This window comes from Halomonas sp. KX33721, from assembly GCF_001596805.1.
GTDB classification, from domain to species: Bacteria; Pseudomonadota; Gammaproteobacteria; order Pseudomonadales; family Halomonadaceae; genus Vreelandella; species Vreelandella aquamarina.
Genome location: NZ_LVIA01000026.1, coordinates 1 through 18388 on the forward strand (window position 1 = coordinate 1; position 18388 = coordinate 18388).

Annotated in this window: 16 protein-coding genes and 2 pseudogenes; 8 read left to right on the forward strand and 10 right to left on the reverse strand. The window is 60.3% G+C overall.

All coding sequences use genetic code 11. From position 1 onward, the window contains the following. Positions 1-39: 39 nt before the first annotated feature. The 3 genes and pseudogenes from ltrA to A3220_RS16930 all read left to right on the forward strand — a co-directional run bounded on the left by ltrA (position 40) and on the right by A3220_RS16930 (position 1769). Complete coding sequence (gene ltrA / locus A3220_RS10315; protein WP_252860453.1) at positions 40-993, forward strand: group II intron reverse transcriptase/maturase; 954 nt, start codon at positions 40-42, stop codon at positions 991-993. A gap of 25 nt (positions 994-1018) precedes the next feature. After that, a pseudogene (locus tag A3220_RS10320) lies at positions 1019-1546 on the forward strand (helix-turn-helix domain-containing protein); the annotation flags it as partial. 67 nt (positions 1547-1613) lie between these two features. Continuing rightward, positions 1614-1769, forward strand: coding sequence for a hypothetical protein (locus tag A3220_RS16930; protein ID WP_208596182.1), 156 nt, complete (start codon positions 1614-1616; stop codon positions 1767-1769). Between the two features lie 21 nt (positions 1770-1790). Here the strand turns inward: A3220_RS16930 and A3220_RS10325 are convergent, their stop codons facing one another. Then, the gene (locus A3220_RS10325; RefSeq protein ID WP_062361343.1) at positions 1791-3371 is read right to left on the reverse strand and encodes an ATP-binding protein; all 1581 of its coding nucleotides are present in this window, start codon (positions 3369-3371) and stop codon (positions 1791-1793) included. Positions 3372-3541: 170 nt separating this feature from the next. Here A3220_RS10325 and A3220_RS17435 point away from each other — a divergent pair, with 170 nt between their 5' ends. After that, a complete protein-coding gene (locus A3220_RS17435) occupies positions 3542-3769 on the forward strand; it encodes a hypothetical protein (RefSeq protein ID WP_062374717.1) in 228 nt (75 codons plus the stop codon). An 83-nt stretch (positions 3770-3852) separates the two neighbouring features. Here the strand turns inward: A3220_RS17435 and A3220_RS10335 are convergent, their stop codons facing one another. The 7 genes from A3220_RS10335 to A3220_RS10360 all read right to left on the reverse strand — a co-directional run bounded on the left by A3220_RS10335 (position 3853) and on the right by A3220_RS10360 (position 12269). After that, the gene (locus A3220_RS10335; RefSeq protein WP_062361338.1) at positions 3853-5061 is read right to left on the reverse strand and encodes a DUF3322 domain-containing protein; all 1209 of its coding nucleotides are present in this window, start codon (positions 5059-5061) and stop codon (positions 3853-3855) included. Further along, complete coding sequence (locus A3220_RS10340; protein WP_217284286.1) at positions 5058-8087, reverse strand: SbcC/MukB-like Walker B domain-containing protein; 3030 nt, start codon at positions 8085-8087, stop codon at positions 5058-5060. The genes A3220_RS10335 and A3220_RS10340 overlap by 4 nt, the downstream gene beginning before the upstream one ends. Then, positions 8084-8449 carry an ATP-binding protein gene (locus tag A3220_RS17565; RefSeq protein WP_217284287.1) on the reverse strand — a complete coding sequence of 122 codons (366 nt, stop codon included), beginning with the start codon at positions 8447-8449 and terminating at the stop codon, positions 8084-8086. Before A3220_RS17565 ends, A3220_RS10340 begins: the two co-directional genes overlap by 4 nt. Continuing rightward, positions 8439-9047 (reverse strand): DUF4194 domain-containing protein, encoded by a 609-nt coding sequence (locus tag A3220_RS10345; RefSeq protein ID WP_062361334.1) that lies wholly within the window; start codon positions 9045-9047, stop codon positions 8439-8441. The genes A3220_RS17565 and A3220_RS10345 overlap by 11 nt, the downstream gene beginning before the upstream one ends. Further along, positions 9044-10501, reverse strand: coding sequence for a DUF3375 domain-containing protein (locus A3220_RS10350; RefSeq protein WP_062374719.1), 1458 nt, complete (start codon positions 10499-10501; stop codon positions 9044-9046). The genes A3220_RS10345 and A3220_RS10350 overlap by 4 nt, the downstream gene beginning before the upstream one ends. A gap of 219 nt (positions 10502-10720) precedes the next feature. Then, the gene (locus A3220_RS10355; RefSeq protein WP_062374720.1) at positions 10721-11344 is read right to left on the reverse strand and encodes a cytochrome b; all 624 of its coding nucleotides are present in this window, start codon (positions 11342-11344) and stop codon (positions 10721-10723) included. Beyond that, entirely contained in the window at positions 11337-12269 is a 933-nt protein-coding gene (locus A3220_RS10360; protein WP_062361326.1) for a siderophore-interacting protein, read from the reverse strand. The genes A3220_RS10355 and A3220_RS10360 overlap by 8 nt, the downstream gene beginning before the upstream one ends. Positions 12270-12466: 197 nt before the next feature. Here A3220_RS10360 and fhuB point away from each other — a divergent pair, with 197 nt between their 5' ends. Further along, on the forward strand, positions 12467-14458 hold the full coding sequence (fhuB, locus tag A3220_RS10365) for a Fe(3+)-hydroxamate ABC transporter permease FhuB (RefSeq protein ID WP_062374722.1): 1992 nt from the start codon (positions 12467-12469) through the stop codon (positions 14456-14458). Positions 14459-14575: 117 nt separating this feature from the next. Beyond that, a complete protein-coding gene (locus A3220_RS10370; RefSeq protein ID WP_044628963.1) occupies positions 14576-15187 on the forward strand; it encodes a LysE family transporter in 612 nt (203 codons plus the stop codon). Between the two features lie 139 nt (positions 15188-15326). On the opposite strand, the pseudogene A3220_RS16935 reads toward A3220_RS10370, so the two are convergent. Further along, positions 15327-15488: pseudogene (locus A3220_RS16935) on the reverse strand (beta-eliminating lyase-related protein); the annotation flags it as partial. A gap of 142 nt (positions 15489-15630) precedes the next feature. Between A3220_RS16935 and A3220_RS10375 the strand changes: the two are divergent. Together A3220_RS10375 and speG are read left to right on the forward strand one after the other, a co-directional pair. Continuing rightward, positions 15631-16836: an FAD-dependent oxidoreductase gene (locus tag A3220_RS10375; RefSeq protein ID WP_062374724.1), complete on the forward strand. Its 1206-nt coding sequence runs from the start codon at positions 15631-15633 to the stop codon at positions 16834-16836. Between the two features lie 124 nt (positions 16837-16960). Next, positions 16961-17560 carry a spermidine N1-acetyltransferase gene (gene speG / locus A3220_RS10380; RefSeq protein ID WP_062374726.1) on the forward strand — a complete coding sequence of 200 codons (600 nt, stop codon included), beginning with the start codon at positions 16961-16963 and terminating at the stop codon, positions 17558-17560. A gap of 8 nt (positions 17561-17568) precedes the next feature. Here the strand turns inward: speG and A3220_RS18175 are convergent, their stop codons facing one another. Beyond that, the gene (locus A3220_RS18175) at positions 17569-17691 is read right to left on the reverse strand and encodes a hypothetical protein (protein WP_255319117.1); all 123 of its coding nucleotides are present in this window, start codon (positions 17689-17691) and stop codon (positions 17569-17571) included. Positions 17692-18388: the final 697 nt, after the last annotated feature.

The window sequence follows — 18388 nt, forward strand, 5'->3', positions numbered from 1 at the left end:
RAGAACCGCGAGTAGGCGATGACGTCTCGAGGATCGATCATGAAGACAGACACTGACGCTGATACCGTCACCCACCCAGAGGGGCAGGGGCGGAACCCTGAGTCCCGGCCGGTGGGCGTCGAGACGGTCCCGGCGTCGTCATCGTGGACGAAAGCGGAGCCCGCCCCGCTCATGGAGGCCGTGGTAGCGAAGGCCAACATGGCGCGGGCTTACCGGAAGGTGGTTGCCAACCAAGGCGCACCGGGTGCCGATGGCATGACGGTGGACCAGCTGGCCGATCACCTGAAACAGTACTGGCCGACGCTGCGTGAGCGGCTGCTGGCCGGTGAGTATCATCCCAGCCCGATCCGGGCCGTCGAGATTCCCAAGCCCAAGGGCGGGACGCGGCAGCTCGGCATCCCCACGGTGACCGACCGGCTGATCCAGCAGGCGCTGCTTCAGGTACTGACGCCGATCTTCGATCCGACATTCTCGGCATCGAGCTACGGATACAGGCCAGGGCGCAGTGCCCAGCAGGCCGTCTCGGCGATGAAGGCCCATGTGGCGGCCGGCCACCGTTGGGTGGTCGATCTTGACCTGAAAGCCTTCTTTGACCGGGTGAACCACGACCTGCTGATGGCGCGGGTCGCGCGCCGTATCCGCGACAAGCGGGTACGGCGCCTGATCCGCCGCTACCTGGAAGCCGGGATGTTCCAGGACGGTCTGGCTGCGCCACGCCAGCAGGGAACACCCCAGGGCGGACCGCTGAGTCCGCTGCTGGCGAATATTCTGCTGGATGACGTGGACAAGGAGCTGGAGCGTCGCGGCCACCGCTTCTGCCGCTACGCCGACGACCTGCAGGTGTATGTCAGGAGTCGGCGAGCGGGCGAGCGCGTCATGGCCAGCCTGAGTGATTTTCTCGAGAACTCACTCCGGCTGACGGTCAACCGCCACAAAAGTGGGCTCTTCGTCGTTGGGTGTGGAATTCGCCCCCTGAGCTGGGCCAGGATATGACCTCCACGACGACAGGAGGCATGGCATGGACGGCACCCAGATTCTGACCCTCGGCCTGGGCCTGGAAGCGCCCTGGATCCTCAAGGACCAGCACCTGGATACCTCCGTGTCACCCCATCGCCTGGACCTCTACGTCGAGGCCGAGCGAGGCAGCCTCTACCCCTGTCCTGAGTGCGGCAAGGCCTGCCCGGCTCACGACTTCGCCGACAAGACCTGGCGGCACCTCAATTTCTTCCAGCACCACTGCTACCTGCATGCCCGCGTGCCTCGCACTAAGTGCCCCGTACATGGCGTCAAGCGCATTGAGGTGCCTTGGGCGCGGCCAGGCAGCGACTTCACCCTGCTGTTCGAGCAAGCCGCCATGTCGCTGGTCAAGGAGATGCCGGTACTGGCCGTCTCCCGGCAGCTGGAGATCTCCGACAAGCGGCTGTGGCGCATCGTGCACCACTACGTCGGCCGCATGCTGGGGGAGCTGGATTTGAGCAACGTGGCCACCGTCGGCGTCGACGAAACCGCCTCTCGGCGCGGCCAGCGTTACGTGACGGTATTCCTCGGCGGCGGATCAGGATCCGTTATTCAAAGAGGTGTTTTACTGCGAGGTGTTGCTCGAGCTAAAACGCATGGGCAAAGCGGTGCTGGTGATCACCCACGATGACCGCTATTTCCACCTCGCGGATAGGTTGGTGCGGCTGGAGAGTGGCAAGCTGTTGGCGACAGAGCAGCTAGATGGTGAGCAGCCGACTAGTGTGGAAATGGAGGCAATCGAACCGCCGTAGGGTTGTTGAGCCAGGGATGGTTCAAGAGCTTTTAACCAAGGTCTCCACCTCAAACGCTACAATCTGGCGCTGGGTGCTGGAAAACTCCACGCCGATCAGGTGTATGGGTTTGCCGGAGGCGCGGTGCTTATCGGCATAGCCCTTGTATTTGATTTGCGTCAGCGCTTTACCTTCTGGCAGTTGTTCGACCACCTTAAACTCAAACAGGTAAATATGCCCACCAACGTCCACACTCATATCCACCTTGCCGTGGTGGCTGGCATCTTCCACCGTCACATCCAGCCCCAGAGCGGCAAAGTGGCTATAGAAGACACTGGCATAGTGGCCTTCATATTGGGCAATGGGATTGTTGCGGTACCAGTCGTGGGGGAGTCCTGCATAAAGGGCTTTGAGATGAGCTTCCAAAGCAGCCAGATCATGGCGCTGAAAAATATCGAATAACGCCAGTTGATGGGTTTGTGCCTCGCTTGCGTTGATACCCAGTACCGGTAGCAATAAATCGTTGAGACTGCTTTCCACCTCTCGATTCGGAAAGCCTAGCGTATAGAGGCGATAGCCCAGTATGGGCTCCTGCACGTCCTTAATGGTGATATAACCCGTTTGAAAAAGTAGCCCTTCGGTGGTGATGTCATCCACATCAAAGCGCCCTAGCAACTGCGCTTTTGCCTGTAAGGTCTCCAATCGAGGGGTAAACACTCCCCGCTGCTTGAGGATATCGACCAAAAACGTCGGCGTCGCAGACTCAAACCAGTACGGGCCGAACTCTTGTTCTTGGAACAGCAACAGTACATCGAAGGGATTGTAGACAGACGTAACCTCTCGGCCACCCCAACGATAGCCGTTATACCACTTTTTGATTTCCTGACGGTCTAACCCAGACAGTTCGGGTTCAAATACTGTATCAATGTCGTCATCGGTATAGCCACAAAGGGTCGCATAGTCGGGCGACAGGGTAATATCGCGCAGATTGTTCAAGCCCGAAAACAGACTGACCTTGCTGAACTTGGAAACACCGGTAAGCAGCACAAAGTGCAAGTGCGGGTCGGCGTCTTTGATAACGCTGTAAAGGTTTTTCAGGCCCTCGCGTAGTTCTCGGGCGCGCTCCGACACCAGGATATTATCCAGAATCGGTTTGTCGTACTCATCGATCAGCACAACCACCCGCTGGCCGCTCTGCTGGTGGGCGGCGCGGATTAGGGCAGAAAATTCACCCGGTATATCGGTTTTATGATGCTGAGTAATGCCGAACTGCTCGCGTTGAACCCTTAACTGCTCACGAATACGCTCGTCCAGCCCTTCACGGCTCTGCATCACTCCATCGGCAAAGCTAATACGAATCACCGGGTAGCGCTGCTGCCAGTCCCACCTATCATGAATATAGAGCCCTTCAAATAGCGCTTGGCGGCCTTCAAACAGGCAGCGCAGGGTATCCAGCAACAGGCTTTTGCCGAAGCGGCGCGGCCGCGATAGGAAATAGTATTTGTTCTGATTAACCAAACGCTCGATATGCGGGGTTTTATCGACGTAGTAATAGTTGCCCTCGCGGATATCCGAGAACGTCTGAATCCCGATGGGTAACTTACGGCGGTGGGAATTCGTCACGGCGGCCTCCAGAGCAAAAAACAGCGATACAAATAGCAGTTTAGCATGCCCAGCGGCTTGGCATAACGCGTACTATATCGCGGAGCAGCCTCGTCGGGTTGAGTATGTCTACCGAGGCAATATTCGGTAAGTCTGGGTGTAGATCATTGATCAAATCGACGAGTAGAGTTATGGCCGATCAACCCGTAGATCTTGCCCTCTTTGAAACGGTGCGCCACAGAATGCAGCAGGCATTTGCCGTTGATCTCGAAACGAAAGTGGCACCCTTGACCTCGAACATGCTGGTTTCCTTGTGCAAGGAGTTTATCTTACAGGGAGTCGATCTCCATAGAGTAAACGAGAATCGTTGCTTCTATCTCTCGTGCTTGACCTCCTTGCATTTCTCAACTCTGGGCTGATTCAATTACCCGCACCCTGCTAGCTTGTTACCGATAGTCGATGCAGCGTTAGGTCATGCGTAGCATCGCGATAGCGGTGCGCATTAACGCCCTTGTGTAATGACCTCGGTCGCCGCCACCGCACGCTCGACGGCGCTGAAGGAGATGCGCTCCTGCTCCAGTCGCACCCTCGCGCCCAAACGGTCTGCGCGCAGTTCCTCGAACAGTGCCTGCTCGTCGGCGGTGAGCCGGGTGGGGTGGCCGGTGTAGCGCTTCTCCTCGGGTTCCTGGCCCCACAGGGGGTGGTGGCCCATCAGAGTGGGACGGTCCATCAATAGGGAGCGGGCATGGGGCAAGCTGGCGCGCAGGCGGTTGAGGATGCCGAAGCCGTGGGTGTCGATGTCGCCCCAGTACCAGAGCGCGCTATCGTGCAGCCAGGGGATCTCTCTCAGCCTCTCCAGGCCATAGCCCAAGCCGAAGATCACCAGGCTGGCGGATGTCTCGGGGAAGGCCAGGCCGTTGGTGCGGTTCTCGGTGATAAACACACGCTGCACCGGCAGGCTCAGCCCGGAGAACTCCTCCGGCGGAACCGCGATATCGCGCAGGCCCTGAATGGACAGCGCCGGGTCGAGCAGACGGAAGCGGATCTGCGGCGCTTCCGTGCGCAGGCCATAGCGGCGCGCGAAGCCCTTAACGCCGCTGGCATCGCGGTGGATGGCGGTCGCCGGTAGCACCACATCCAGCAGCTCGGCGAGCAGGCCCCGGCGGGTTTCGATGAACTTGGTGTCGACGCCGGGAATGTCCAGTTGGCGCAGGTAGAGCCCTGGCCGCGGGTGGGCCAGGAACCACGCCAGTACGGCCAGCAGGCGGGGCCAGTCGTGGGCATGGCGGAGCACGGCGAGGGGGTGGCGCGCTATCCAATCCTGCAGTTCGAGGTGGTGGTGAAGCAGGGTGTCGACCAGGGCCTGGAAGCGCTGGGCATCCTGCTGGCGACGGATCAGCTGCAGGGCCTGGGTTTCATCGGCGATGATCGCTGCCACCGGAATGGCGTTGCTGCCGTGAACCCGGTTGTTGACCTGCTGCCAGCGCAGTTCGTAGCCGTAGCCGCGTCTCTCCCGGCTCTGCTCCCGCAGTGCGTTCACCCAGTCCATCACCGCGCCGAAGCGCTCGGTGATGTCCCGGGCGCTGGGGCGGCGCAGGCGGATCTCCAGGGGGAACGGCGATTCGCCGGACACCCGGGCGGCGAGAAGGCGGCCGCTGTCCCAGGCCTTTTCCACCTGCGCGCGGATGGATGCAGGGGTACTCCAGCTCATGACGCGCTTATCATGCTGCGGGCGGCGCGCTCGGCGCGATACTCCTCGATGCTGAGGTTGCGCACCATCGAGTGCTGACCGCCGTCGTTGTGCACATAGCCGACGTTGGCCACAAAGGGCTCAATGATGTGGATTTTCTGCAGCGGGGTGATGATCAGCAGTTGCAGATTGAGCCGCTGGAACAGCTCCAGACCGTAGCGGGCGGATTCGTCGGAGCCGCGGCCGAAGGCTTCATCGATGACCACGAAGCGGAATGAACGTGAACTTTGCCCGCCCGTTTCGAGGCCGAACTGGTAGGCCAGGCTGGCGGCCAGCACCGTGTAGGCGAGCTTTTCCTTCTGACCACCGGATTTGCCGCCAGCATCGGTGTAGTGCTCGTGCTCGGCGTCGTCCTCTCGCCAGCGTTCCGAGGCGGAGAAGACGAACCAGTTGCGCACATCGGTGACCTTGCGTGTCCAGCGCTTGTCGGGTTCGGTCTGGCCCTCCCGCCCGCGCAGGCGCTCGATGATGGCTTTGACCTGCAGGAATTTGGCTTCGGAGTACTCCTCGGTTTCCGAACCGGTCAGCGCCCCTTCGGTGCAGGCGCGCAGCGACTCGCGGAACTCGCGTACCTCGGGATCCGGGGTCGGTTCGGCCTGCAGGCGGATATAGCGGTTGGGGTTGTAGTCGATGGCGTGCAGCGAGCGGTTGATGGTATCGATGCGTTCGCGGATCAGCTCGCGCTCCTGGTTGAGCTTGGCCTGGAAGCCGGCCACCTCGCGGATGGTGTTCTCCTTGAGCAGCTTGCGGAAGTCGGCTTCGAAGCGCGGCAGGTCGTCACCGACCAGCTGCTCGAGCATGCCGCGGTACTCGTCGCCGGCGGCGATGCTGACGTCCACCTCGCGGGTCTCCAGTGGCCACTCGGTCTGGTAGCTACGCATGGCGTCGATGATGCGTTCGCCGAGGCGCTTGAGGCGTTTCTCCTCGGCGTCGATGCGCCCCTGAAGCCAAGTGCGCATCTCCCGCTCGGCATTGTCGCAGGACTCCACGGTCAGGCGCCGCTCGGGCAGGGCCTCGGGGCGTAGCGCGTCGAGGCGGGGAAAGTCGCTTTCGCGCACCGTGGCAGCGGTACGCTCCACCAGGGCTTCGGCCTCGGCCTGGGTCTCACCGGCCTGATCGTACTTGAGCCGTGCAGTGGCGCGTTCGTCGCGCAGCCCGGTCAGGCGCGCATCCTGCTCCTTGAGCTCTGCTTCCAAGTCGCCGAGCTGCTGCTGGAGCAGGCGCAACGTATCCGAGGTTGACTCGAGCGACTGGCGCTCCTCCTCGAGTCGCTGGATGAGCAGCGTCGGGGTGTGCCAGTCAAGCTCCTGAAAGTGGCGGTAGACATCGATCCGGTGGAGCAGGGTGCCGCGGGTTTCCAGTTGCTTCTGGGTCTCCTGGGCCTGGCTCAGGGTGTCGGCCAGCTGCTGTAGCCGCTGCTGCAGCTGATACTGCTGCTGCTCCAGGGCGGCGATCTTGGCCTCGTTGCTCCAGCCCAGCACATAGCGGGCACGGTCATTGATGGCGTGGCGGTCGTCCTTCTCGTGGCGCTCGCCTTTGGCCTTGATCTGGCCGCTACGGGTGATGGCGCGTTGCTCGCGGCGCAACTGCGCCAGGTCGCGGCAGCAGGCGTAGTCGAAGCGGCGGGCGAGCTCCTGTTCCAGCCAGGCGTAGAAGTCGGAGTCTGGCCGTACGGCGAGCTTGCGCACCAGGGAGTCCGGGTGCAGCTGCGGCAGGCTGGCGCCTTTCGGCTCGCGCACCCGGTAGTAGACCAGGCGTCCACGCAGGTGGGTGCGGTCCACCCACTCGGCGACCTCCTGATAGTGTGCATCCGGCACCAGCAGCGACAGACCGAAATTGTGCAGCACGCGCTCGATGGCGCCCTCCCAGTCGCGCTCTTCATCACGCACCTGGATCAACTCACCGGCAAAGGGCAGCGACTCCACTGGCAGCCCGGTGCTCTCGCACAGCCGCTCACGCAATGCCAGCATGGCGGCAGGGATGTTGGAGCGACGCTGGCGTAGGGAGTTCAGCTCGCGCTCGACCTCCTCGACACCCTCGCGGCCATCGCGGAAGGCGACCGCCGCCTCGGTTACCGCGTTCTGGGCCTCGGCCTTGCGGTCCTCCAGGGTCTCGAGGGCGTGTTCCACCCGCTGGCGGTTCTCCACAAACACCGCCTCGTCGCCCAGTGGGTCCAGCGCCAGGCGCTGGGTAAGCGTTTGGTACTCCTCGGCCCGCCGACGGCGCTCATCGGCCCGCTCGCCCTGATCCTTGATCTGTCGCTTGAGTTGCTCCAGGCGGTCGCCGCCGTTGTCGGCAATGGCCTGCTTCAGCTCGTCGCGCTTGGCCTGGTTGTGCTGTTGCTCGCTGGTCAGCGCCTCAATACGCGAGGCCAGCCGTTCCAGCTCCCGCTCCAGCTTCTCCCGCCGCTGCTCAAGTAACTGTGCCTTGATTCCGGCGAACCAGGGTTGTAGCGCCTCGCGGCAGGCGGTGAGCTCCCGGGCCTGGTCGCTGGCCTCGGCGTAGCGGTCCAGGTTGTCGACCATCGGCTGCAGGGCGTCGATCTGCGCTTTCGCCTTGAGCACCGCCTGGTGGGCGCGGTCAAGGTCCTCGAAGTGACGGATCAGCGCGTCGATGCGCTCCTCCACCGCGAAGGCTTCCAGCATATGCCCGCGCACGAACTCGGTGAGATTGCCGACCGATTTCATCGAGACCGTCTGGTTGAACAGCTCCAGGGCCTGCTCGCTGTCGAGACCAAAGCGCCGGCGGAACGCCGCCCCATAGGGCGGGAAGTGGTCGAAGAGCTCCACCTGGGGCAGCTGGCGCAGGCGCTTGCGCAGGGCATTGAGGTCGCTGCCGAAGTTGGCGAAGTCCTCGGTGATGGTCAGCGGCCGGTCGGCGACCACATAGCTGCGAGCGGGTTGCCCTTGGCTGTCGCGCAGCCAGAACAGCTGGGCCAGGGTGACGTGCTGGTCGTAGCCGGCATGGTAGAACTGCGCGAGAATCACCGAGTAGCTATTGAAGTCACGCAGGGCAACGGGCTTGGCGGCCAGGCGCCGTCGCTGCGCTCGGTCTTATAGTAGCCAAGCACGTAGGAGCGCAGGCTACGCTCGCGCTGTTCGGCGCCGGCGGCCTTGTTGTAGGTGATGCGCTGGGCCGGTACCAGCAGGGTGGTGATGGCGTCCACCAGCGTCGACTTGCCGGAGCCGATGTCGCCGGTGAGCAGGCTGGTTTCGCCATTCGGTGCCAGGTGCCAGACTCGCTGATGAAAGGTGCCCCAGTTGTAGACCTCCAGGCGCTGGAGCCGAAACCCGGTGTGAGAGTCGTCGCTGGCGAAGTCGAACAGCGCGTTCTGCGGATTATCCGTCATCGTCGTTATCCAGGTGCTGGCGGTAGTCTGCTAGGTGTTGGTCGAACTCGGCGAGCCATTGGGCGTCGACGAAGGCGGCGAGAATGCGGCGCACCTCGAAGCGCTCCTCCTGGCCGCGCAGCCGGCGCAGGAAGCCCAGTTCCACTACCCGCTTGATATGGCTGTCCATGCGGCTCATCAGGCGCACTTCATCCCCTGTTTCAGGCAGGAACAGGCGCAGCATGTCGGCGATCTGCTCGCGAGAGAGAATCAGCCGCGGATCGCAGCCGGTGGCGTCATGCTCTGCCAGCTTCTTGCGCAGCAGTGCCAGCAGCAGGCTGACCGGGTAGCTGAGCTGGCGGCGTGGTACCAGACGCGGCAGCTCCTCCTCGCCCTCCTCGGTCGGGCGCTGGCGCAAATAGGCGTAGCCCTCGGCTTCGTCCAGGATCAGCTCCAGCCCGAATACACCGGCATGGTCGCGTACTTGCGCCTGGAGTCGCAACAGATCCTGCCACGCTCCAGACTGGTCATCGCGGTAGAGGACGCCTTTGAACAGTTGGATCAACACCGGAGAGAGCGCCGGTTCGCGCTCGTTGGGTGGGGTGCCGGTCTCGTTCATGGGTGGGCTCCCTGGTGGCCACTAACGAAGATCACCGCAGGCAGGGCGGCGCGGCGCTGCTGGCCCTGGTCATCGGTCCAATACACGACCTGCTCCTGCGTTTCATCGACGAGGCCCAGCCCCTCCCCGGTGGCCAGGCTCAGCCAAGTCACCAGCTCCGCCAGTCCCTGTTCCAGTGGATGCCGCTGCAGCAGCGCCTCCAGGCTGATCTGGCGCTGGGTCTGCAGCGCCTGGCGTAGCCGGGCCCGCAGCCGCTCCTTCTCCACGTAGACCTGTTCGAACAGTGGGTCGGCAGCGATGTCCGCGGTTCCCTCCTCGAGCGGCGCCTGCTCGATACGTGGCTTGATGGGAGGGCTGAACAGCGGCCGATCCATGGCCAACTGGACGTCGGGGGCGGGAGCCTCTACGGTCATGAAAGGGGTGGTTGGCAGGTTCTCGCGCACCGCCAGGGCGTGCTGTTCCAGACCGCGCAGCAGATCCATGATACGCCGATTCTCCAGCCAGGCTTGATCGTCCAGATAGCGTCGCAGCTGTTCGGAGAGCCGGGCCACGGTGCGCTGGGTCGCTTCTCCGGCGGTTAGCCAGTCATAGTGGATGCGGCGCAGCCTCGGGTCAGGATTCAGCTCAGCGACCGGCTCCAGCGACAGGATCGACTCCAGCAGTTCGGTGAGCTCCTGCTGGCGGTCGGCGGACATCAGGAAGTCCCAGAAGGCACGAAAACTGCGGCCCTGGTCGGAGTCTGTAATGGCATCACGCTGGCCCAGTACCTCCTCCAGTATCGCGGCCTTGCCGCCCTCCCAGGTGGCGATTCGTTCGCGTACCTGGCGATCCAGGTCACGAAAATTCTGCTCCACCTGGCGGAAGTCGGCCAGTAACGCCCGAGCCGTGTCGGTGGCCTGAAGAAAGCGCTCGCGTAGTCGCGTGGGATCCATGAACGCCATATGGCCGGCACGAATCTCCTCGATCTCTGCGTCAATGGCGGCGCGGCGGCGACTCAGCTCCGCGATGCGCGTCTCGGGATCCGTTTCGCTGTTCTGGGAGATGTCACGTAGCAGGTCGAAGACCAACTTCAATCGCGACTCCGCCCCCACGAAGGTGCGCTGCTCGAGCCCGGCCAGCCACTGAATGGCTTGCTCGACGGCAGGTATCAGGTCGTAATGCGGTTCGTCCGAGTCGGCGGGAAAATAGCGCCGCAGCCAGCCGCGTTCATCGCTGGCCCAGTCATTCAGATACTCCCGCGCGGGCTTTGGGAAGTGCCCTTCGCCCAGCCCCTGGCGAAGGTGGAACAGATAGTCTTCCAGCCTTGCCGCCAGCTCCTGCTCCGGCAGGCTGCGCACATTGGGCTCGATAAAACTGCGATGCACGAAGGCAATGATCAGCGGTGCGTGGTCGGCCAGCAGCAGCCGCCAAGCGGGATGGTATTTACGTAGACTGTTGAGGTAGTCGTAGTCCATGCGGCTGGATTATGCTCTATGAATAGCCACCCATGTCCAGGCCGCACAGGGGGAACTAGGTAGCCTTGAACAGTTGGATTGAGATTCGTTCGATTATGCCTCACCTTAGGCCGCGCTTGCTACCCCAGCCAACCACGCAGCCGTTGGCGAGGGGATGAGTAGGCGGCAGTGTTGCGCTGTGCACTACTCGAAAGCTGTGCGGTGGCTTTGCTCAATGCTTCACCGCCCCCTTGCCCCCACCATACGTGCCAGTACCCGGTCTTTGAGCCAGAAGCGGTGAATCAGCGCCATCGTGATGTGGCCGATGACTAATCCACATAACAGCCACGAGAGCGGGCCGTGAAGGAGCTTGGCTGGGGCGATCATCCAGGTGATGTCGCGTTCCGCTTCGGGCAGCAGCTCCATGCCATAAAAGCGTAGTGCCCCGCCGCGGCCGTACTGGCGCAAAATGGCGAAAGCAGGCAGCAACAGCAGGAGCGCATAAAAAGTGATATGTACAAGGCGTGCTATGCGGCCATCCCATCCGAGCGGCTGCGGAGGACGCTGCTTGCGGTTGACCCATGCCCAGCCAAGGCGAGCCAGCGTCACGATCAGAATCAGAAACCCTAACGAGCCATGAGGCCCAATGCTTGCCAAAAACAGCGTGATAGCGTTTCCGCCCATTCCCCGCCAAGCCAGCAACACAGTAAATTGCAGCGTGACCAGCGCGGCGGTCTGCCAGTGAAGCGCACGGCTGACCCGCCCATAGCTGTCAGGGCTGTCTCGCCAGCCAATAGGCGTTTGAGCTGGCTTGCGTGTGAGATCACTGTTTAACGCCGTGTTGTTTGCCGTTCCTTTAACCATTGGCCTTGCCCTGGCGCCAGTAGCCCATGCTGGTAACGTACTGCTTGGGTAGCCCGCACTCGTTGACTAAGTAGCGACGCAGCTTCATAGCGACCTTGGTTTCAGCAGCTATCCAAGCGTAGAAGGGAGCTCTGTCATCCAGGGTGGCGGGTTCCCAGAGTGGGCCGTCCTCATCGTCGCTTTCGTCGTTGCTAGTGGCTGCCGTAGGCACGCCGCCTAGCGCTTGAATTTCCTTATGCAAATCAATATCGCGCACTGCTCTCATCAGCAGCTCACCGTGTTGGCAGCCGGGTTCAGCATCGCGGGCCAGCCAGTGCAGCTTAGCGGCTTGGGGCAGCGGCTGAACGTCGTCACTGCGAGGCACTTCGAACAGCGCTTCGACCCTGGGTTTGAGCGGCAGGTCATCAAGAGTTTCAAGAATGCCTGCGGCGGCGGGGAGGGCGGTTTCATCGGCGATGATCAGAATACGGCGTACACCTTGGGGCGGCTTCCACTCGTAGCCCAGCTTTGGGCCTTCCGAGTTAGCGTCGGGGGCTGTCATGGCAAGGCGGTCACCTGGGCGGGCGTGCATAGCCCAGCGCGATGCGGGGCCATTGTCGCCATGGAGTACAAATTCTACGTCCACCTCTGCCTTCTCCGGCCGCAGAGCGCGAATGGTGTAGGTGCGCGCAGAGGGGCGCTGTGCATCCGGTAGTGCGCGGTAAGCGCCGTACCAGTCATGCTCTTCCAGCTTGGCAATCTCAAACAGCGGATCGAGACTACCACCGCCTTCGGGGAAGAACAGCTTGACACGCTGATCCGGTGCGTAGGTCGCCATATGGCTGACTTCCGGGCCAGTGAAAGTAAACCTGACTAATGAGGCGCTGACTTGGGTGCGTCTGGCAAGGGTGATATCGAAAAGCCGATAGCTCGGTTTGGCTGCCATGATGGGGTTCCTCATGCGGAGACATAAATCAAGGGGGCAATTGTAGTGCTAATTATTATCATTTAGAATCTTCGACAGTCATTCACGCGCTCATTTCCATGCACTCGTTTGCTTATATCCAAGGTCACTCCCATGACGCAGCCGCCTGCCCTCGCTCTTTTGGTGAATCGTCCCGCCACCACCAACGGAGGGGCATCATGCTAGGCGCTGCTCAACGAATGGGAGGAATGACCCCCGCGAAAGCTTGTCTGTTGCTGAGCCTGCCGATGGTCGTGCTGTTTTGGGTCGGTCTAGAGAGCCAAGGCGGTTTTGCGCTGGGCCTAGAGGCATTAGTGACCCCTTCTTTCGAGAATGTCGACGAGCTTCTGCTCTATTACGCCTGGTGGCCGCGCCTCTCGATCGCGCTGTTGGCCGGGGGCGGTTTGGGGCTAGCGGGCGTGCTCATGCAGCAGGTGCTGCGCAACCCGTTGGCGTCACCCACCACGTTGGGGGTGGCATCGGGCGCTAATCTGGCGCTGATGACCGCTACCTTGCTGGCGCCAGGGTTGTTGGTGGTGGGGCGTGAGTGGGTCGCCTTGTCGGGTGGCGCACTGGCGGTGGGGCTGGTGTTCCTGCTCTCCTGGCGGCGCGGTTTGGCCCCTGTTGTGGTGGTGTTGGCGGGCCTGGTCGTTAATTTATACCTGGGCGCACTCTCCACCGCGCTGTTGCTGTTTAACCACGAGGTGCTTTCCGGGCTGCTGATTTGGGGCGCGGGATCGCTGGCTCAAAATGGTTGGGATGGCGTGGCGTCGCTGGCTCCTAGGCTTGCCATTTGCGGCTTGGCGGCATGGCTGTTGCTGCGTCCTTTGGCGGTTTTAGAGTTAGATGACGCCAGCGCCAAAAGCCTGGGGATTTCGCTGAAGCATTTGCGCTTTGCCGGGTTAGGGCTGGCGGTGTTTATTACCGGTAGCGTGGTGAGCGTGGTGGGTATTATCGGCTTCATTGGTTTAGCGGCCCCCAATATTGTGCGTATGGCGGGGGCACGCACGCTGCGTGCGCGCTTGCTTTGGTCGACATTATTAGGCGCCGTGCTGCTGGCCACCACGGACCTCTTACTGCAGCGCTTTTCCGGCATGGTGGCGACGCTGATTCCCACCGGGGCCGTGACGGGCGCCTTAGGCGCACCGCTGCTGATGTGGTTAATTCCGCGCCTTAAGCTGCAGGGCGACCGTCCTCCCCAGGCCTCCGGCGTGGTGATCACGCGCCATGCCGCGCCCTATCGATTAGCCACTGGGCTACTGCTGGCGCTGGTGGCAGCTATGGTGGTGGGCCATTTGGTGGGGCAAGGGGCAAACGGCTGGAGCATCATCGCCCCGACGAATTGGGGTGTGATTGAGTGGCGCTTTCCGCGCGTGATAGCAGCAGCGGCCAGCGGTTTGATGCTGGCAATAGCGGGCACTATTCTGCAGCGCCTTTCGGCTAACCCTATGGCGAGCCCCGAAGTGCTGGGTATCAGCGGTGGCTGTGCCATTGCACTGATTTTAGGTATTTACCTGCTCCCCGCCCCCAGCAATGCCCTGCTGGTGGCGATAGGAACGCTAGGGGCGTTGGCGACGCTGCTTGTGCTGGTAGCGCTCAACCGTAAGAGTGGCTTTGTGCCTGAGCGTTTACTGCTCAGCGGCGTAGCGATTAGCGCGCTGTTCGATGCGGTGCGCAGCGTGCTGCTGGCGGGCGGTGACCCGCGCGGCCAGCAGGTTATTGCATGGCTGGCAGGCTCTACTTATTACGTGGATGTAGGCAGCGCGCTGCTCGTAGGCAGTATGGCGGCGGGGCTTGCGTTGGTATCGCTGCCGTTCACCCGCTGGCTAGATATTATGCCGCTGGGTACCGCCACAGCGCGTTCTCTGGGCATAGGTCTGAACCGTGCGCGCCTAGCGCTGTTACTGCTGGTCGCCTTGCTTACCGCCTGCGCCACGCTAGTGGTGGGACCGCTCTCCTTCATTGGCTTGTTGGCCCCGCATATGGCTCGGCTAATGGGCTTCGCCCGCGCCCGCCAGCACTTAGTAGGCGCTGCCTTGATCGGTATGCTGTTGATGGTGCTGGCCGACTGGGTAGGCCGTCAAATCATGTTCCCTTATGAGATTCCGGCAGGCTTAGTGGCTTCGCTGATCGGCGGCGCCTACTTTATGTGGGGGCTGCGGCGCTTATAAGCGCTTAACCTGAGCGTGTATAAGCTGCGCTAATGAACTATTAGCAAGATGATTTTTTGTTATGTCAACTTACCCTTACCCTAGCGCTTTCTTAACTCAAGCATAAGGCGAGCGGCGATGTGGGAAAGCTACCTAACGGGTTTAGTGGTGTGCGGCGGCATTATCATGGCGATTGGGGCGCAGAACGCCTATGTGCTGGGGCTGGCCATTCGTCGTGAGTATCACTGGTGGTCGGCGGGGCTGTGTATGAGCGCGGACATCATTCTGCTTACGGCGGGTATGTTTGGTGCCAGTGCGTTTTTGCTCACCATGCCTAACGCCATGGAAGCCATGCGCTGGGTGGGCGTGCTGTTCTTGGCCTGGCTAGCGGCACAAGCGTTATGGCGAGCTGCCAGTGGCCGTGAAGGCTTAAAGGCCAACAGCGCCAAAGCGCGCAGCTTGCGCGGCGTGTTACTGGCAACTCTGGCGGTCACGGTGCTTAACCCGCAAGTCTATCTCGATACGCTGCTGTTAATTCCCGCCATTGGCGCTCAGCAGGAGAGCGCCGGTGTGTTCGTCGCCGGGGCGTCAACGGCGTCGATTCTTTGGTTTAGCTTGCTGGCCTGGGGCGGCGCGGCGCTGTCGCCCTGGCTCTCTCGCCCCGGCGCTTGGCGCACCATCGATGGGCTGATTGGCCTGATGATGGCTGCCATCGCGGTGCACCTCGCACTCGGCTCAGCGCTGTTGTAAGGGACGAATCGCTCGGTTAAGCCTGAACGAAGTAGCGCTTGATGGTATTTAATACCTGCTCAATATCGCTGTCGCTGATATCACGATGCACCACCATCTGTGTGGCGTAGAGCAGCTCTATCAGTACGCCGTGCTCTTATAGCAGCGCGGCTTCCTTACCTGATCGCTCGGCTAGCGTGGCTTGAAAGGCATTCACCGTTGGGTCGTCGCCCCACGCATTATCGTCCAGCGGTGCTGACATCATAGCGTCTCGCATGGCGGCGGTAGGGCGTGTCACCGTATCGCTACGTAAGTCGATCATATAATTCTCTCCCGGCGGCCCTCCCGAACAGGGCACTATGGATATAAACAGCTATGGTTATCGCAAACATGGTTATCGCAGACATGGGTCATCGTTTGTATAACCAACTCCTACCGCATGGCAACCTAGCATAGGCAATTAGATGGATCTTAAAAGTGGTTACCCGTTTTGGACGGTGAAAAATGGTCTGTTAACGGCTTTCCCGCAGCTTACCTACGATCACCAAACGGAAACGGTGATTATTGGTGGCGGTATTACAGGGGCGTTAATTGCCGACGAGCTAAGTCGCCACGGTCATCAAGTGGTGGTTCTTGAACGCAGGGACGTAGGGTGGGGCAGCTCTGCTGCCAGTACGGCGCTGCTGCAGTACGAAATTGATACCCACATGGTCCATTTGGCCGAGCAGTACGGAGAAGCTAATGCGGTGATGGCTTATCGTAGCTGTGCCGAAGCGATTCATTCGCTGGAGCGACTCGCGGCGGAACTTGGCAATGTGGCGTTTAGCCGTCAGCAGAGCCTCTATTTTGCCAGTCATGACGGAGATGTGGCGGCCCTGAAAGCGGAGCTTGCGATGCGCAAGCGCTTTGGCTTTGACGTTGCCTGGCTTGACCAGCGTGCGCTTGAATCCGACTACGGTTTTTCAGCTCCAGGGGCGATTCTTTCCTCGTTGGCCGCCAGCATCGACCCTTACCGTATGGCGTATCATCTGCTGGAGAATGTGGTGCGGCGTGGCGGAGGTGTGTTTGATCGCACACAGGTCGAGCGGCTTGAGCCGAACGCCGAGGGTGTCGAGGTGATCTTGCGCAACGGAGCGACGCTACGCTGCCAACAGGTGATTATCGCAGCGGGTTACGAGAGCCAGTCGTGGTTGCCTGAACCGGTAGCCGAAAATCGCAGCAGCTACGCGTTTGTCACTGACCCGTTGCCTCTTGAGGTGCTGGGCAAGCTAAGCCATACCCTGGTGTGGGAGTCGGCGCGACCATATCTCTACCTACGCTCTACCCAGGATGGGCGGCTGCTCATCGGCGGTGAAGATGATGAGGAAGATATTCCGGAGTGCCGGGATGCGCGTGTGATGGAAAAAGCCCAGACGCTGGCCGCAAAGGTAGAAGCGCTCTGGCCGGGTTTAAAGATCAACCCGACGTTTTGTTGGGGCGGCACCTTTGCGGAAACGGACGATGGTTTACCCTATTTCGGGCCTCATGAGGCGCTAGGGCCACGGGTTCATTTTGCCATGGCCTATGGTGGCAACGGCATTACCTACAGCATGATAGGCGCACAACTGCTGCGCGCGCTCATTGAAGGCCGTCAGCACCCGTTAAGCGCGCTATTCTCATTTCAGCGGTAGTGTCTGGCCAATCACCTAACGGTAAGTAAACCGCTACACTACGAATATGGATGAATGTGTGCTTTGTCAGCAGGTGCGTCTTTCCTGCTGGTGAGCATTATGTAATTGATAAGTGAGTGTTTTCATGAGCCCCACCCTGTTTTTACGTGCTCTAGAGCGTAACGATCTGCGCTTTGTGCATGAGCTCAACAATAATCAGAGCATTATGTCGTACTGGTTTGAAGAGCCGTATGAGTCGTTTGATGAGCTTGAGGAGCTGTATAACAAGCATATTCACGACAATGCGGAACGGCGCTTTGTTGCCGAAGACAGCACGGGCCGAGCCATTGGCTTGGTGGAGCTCATTGAGATTGACTACATCCACCGCAGCGCCGAGTTTCAAATTATCATTACCCCAGAGCATCAGGGCAAAGGGTTCGCACGCTCACTGATTCGCCAAGCGCTGCACTACTCCTTCACGATTTTGAATCTGCACAAGGTCTACTTGATCGTAGCGGTACAGAACGTTAAAGCGATCCATCTCTACGAGGAGAGCGGGTTCATCGAAGAGGGCCACTTGGTACAGGAATTCTTCATCAACGGTCAATACCGTGACGTCAAACGTATGTATATCCTTCAGGAGGCGTATCTGGCGCAGTTGGATCAGCAGCCCGTTGAAGAGGGGGGGGGAGGTCATGACACCCCACGTCTTGGTCGTTTGCCAAAGGCGCTGACCAAGACGTAGTCAGCGCCTTACTGCTGACGCATATAGGCAGCTAGGGCGTCGAACGCGGCGCGTTGCTGCTGCGCGCGTTTTGCCCACACTTCCATGACATCGACTTCCATTGCCGGGTGTTGATTAGAGGCATTTTGCATGGCGAACACTCCTGGTGCAGAGGTTGAAGAATCATTTTTGTTATACGCAGTTTGCTTTGTGCAATGCAGCAAGATAGCTGTGATGTGAATATTAGGCGCTTTTGCAAGGCGTGGCTAGTCAAAAAGATGTAAGTGATATGCCATGGCATGTAAGAAATAGCTTACAAAACGGGACAAAGAAGCGCTGCTTCTTCCTGGCCTGTTGAATGGAAAAGATTTTCATAATACAAAAAAGCCGACAGAGGGTGTCGGCTTGGGGTGTTATCTTTTCGTCTATAGGGGATATAACAGTCGAGCAAAACGCTCGTTAGCAGTAAAAGTTGGCGAGTGCATCATTGGCGGCGCGCTGCCACTGCGCCTGACATTGCCAAAACGCGAGCACTTCATCATTACGTGCTGGGATTGCCTTTATGATTGTCATCACATGGTCCTCCTGTGGGACAACCTTACCAGTATAGTCTCTTTTTGTTGCGGTGCAGCATTTCGTTGAGGACGACGTGCTCAAGAGATACACAGCATGGCGATGCTTAGTGAAAAAGCGTTCACCTTGGCTAGCTGGGTGGGGCTGCCGCTTAAAAGCAACTTCTTAAAACGTTAGCGGCGTACTACATGCTATGTTGGCTGTGAGCTCATTACACACTAACAACATTAAGATGACATCAATGCCCGCTATTCACCATCAAGACCGCTGGGTAAG

Bases quoted from the DNA above. Each gene is read 5' to 3' on its own strand.
- ltrA (WP_252860453.1), top strand. From the start codon at position 40: ATGAAGACAGACACTGACGCTGATACCGTCACCCACCCAGAGGGGCAG.
- A3220_RS16930 (WP_208596182.1), top strand. From the start codon at position 1,614: ATGGGCAAAGCGGTGCTGGTGATCACCCACGATGACCGCTATTTCCAC.
- A3220_RS17435 (WP_062374717.1), top strand. From the start codon at position 3,542: ATGGCCGATCAACCCGTAGATCTTGCCCTCTTTGAAACGGTGCGCCAC.
- A3220_RS10335 (WP_062361338.1), bottom strand. From the start codon at position 5,061: ATGAGCTGGAGTACCCCTGCATCCATCCGCGCGCAGGTGGAAAAGGCC.
- A3220_RS17565 (WP_217284287.1), bottom strand. From the start codon at position 8,449: ATGACGGATAATCCGCAGAACGCGCTGTTCGACTTCGCCAGCGACGAC.
- A3220_RS10345 (WP_062361334.1), bottom strand. From the start codon at position 9,047: ATGAACGAGACCGGCACCCCACCCAACGAGCGCGAACCGGCGCTCTCT.
- A3220_RS10350 (WP_062374719.1), bottom strand. From the start codon at position 10,501: ATGGACTACGACTACCTCAACAGTCTACGTAAATACCATCCCGCTTGG.
- A3220_RS10355 (WP_062374720.1), bottom strand. From the start codon at position 11,344: ATGGTTAAAGGAACGGCAAACAACACGGCGTTAAACAGTGATCTCACA.
- A3220_RS10360 (WP_062361326.1), bottom strand. From the start codon at position 12,269: ATGGCAGCCAAACCGAGCTATCGGCTTTTCGATATCACCCTTGCCAGA.
- fhuB (WP_062374722.1), top strand. From the start codon at position 12,467: ATGCTAGGCGCTGCTCAACGAATGGGAGGAATGACCCCCGCGAAAGCT.
- A3220_RS10370 (WP_044628963.1), top strand. From the start codon at position 14,576: ATGTGGGAAAGCTACCTAACGGGTTTAGTGGTGTGCGGCGGCATTATC.
- A3220_RS10375 (WP_062374724.1), top strand. From the start codon at position 15,631: ATGGATCTTAAAAGTGGTTACCCGTTTTGGACGGTGAAAAATGGTCTG.
- speG (WP_062374726.1), top strand. From the start codon at position 16,961: ATGAGCCCCACCCTGTTTTTACGTGCTCTAGAGCGTAACGATCTGCGC.
- A3220_RS18175 (WP_255319117.1), bottom strand. From the start codon at position 17,691: ATGCAAAATGCCTCTAATCAACACCCGGCAATGGAAGTCGATGTCATG.